This is a genomic window from Curtobacterium sp. MCBA15_008 (genome assembly GCF_001865065.1).
Classification (GTDB): Bacteria; Actinomycetota; Actinomycetes; order Actinomycetales; family Microbacteriaceae; genus Curtobacterium.
Map to the genome: position 1 here is coordinate 78,294 of NZ_MJGN01000034.1, position 839 is coordinate 79,132.

Annotated in this window: 1 protein-coding gene; it reads right to left on the reverse strand. The window is 76.2% G+C overall.

Annotated elements, in window-relative coordinates:
• Window positions 1–839: hypothetical protein (locus BIU96_RS19900; protein WP_217642267.1), on the reverse strand; the 839-nt coding region annotated here is incomplete at both ends.

Sequence of the window (839 nt, forward strand, 5' to 3'; positions counted from 1 at the left end):
GCGCTCGGCGCCGGCGTCACCGGCGCGGAGGCCGTCGGGTCCGGCGTCACGGGGGCCGTCGGCGCCGAGGGCGAGGCGGACGGTGCGGGGGCGGAGGGCGACGGCGCCGGGGTCGTGGGCGACGCGGACGGAGCCGGGGTCGGCGTCGGCTTCGGGGTGGGCTGCGGTGCCGGTGTCGGCTTCGGCCGTGCCACCGTCGTCGCGCGCCACTTCTTCGCCTTGGCGTCCCACCGCAGCTGCGACCGCGCGTACTTCGTCCCGCTGTTGAGCACCACGTCGCCGTCGCGCGGGGTCAGCAGCGCGGCGTCGACGGCGATGAACGGCGACACCACCGAGACCTTCTGCTTCGCCGTCCGCGACACCAGGGTCGCCGGCCGGGTCGAGGTGCCGTCGACGACGACGCGCACGGGCGAGGCGGCGGCGGAGTTGACGCGGACGGCGGCGCCGGAGCCGGCGGGCTGGGACAGTCCCTGCACGCCGATCGAGGCGGGTGCCCGCAGCAGCGCCACGGCGCGGCCGTTCTTGAACGACGAGATCGAGATCGCGGTCCCGACCGAGCTGTCCTTGTCCGCTGCCCAGACGGAGCCGGTGCTCCGGGTCAGCCGGGCGAAGCTGGCGTTCGCGATCCGGTAGCCGGAGGCGGCGAGGGCGAAGACGTTGCCCGCCCGCGCGGCCGAGCTGTCGTCGGTGACGGTGAGGGACGTGATGGTCGCCGAGGCCTTGACGAGCTTCACCGAGTCGAACTGCGGCGCGAGCACCGGGCACGCGACCCCGCTGACGGCGACGGTGCGGACGGACCCGACCGCGAGCGCGACACCGCTCGCCGCCCCGGCTCCGGT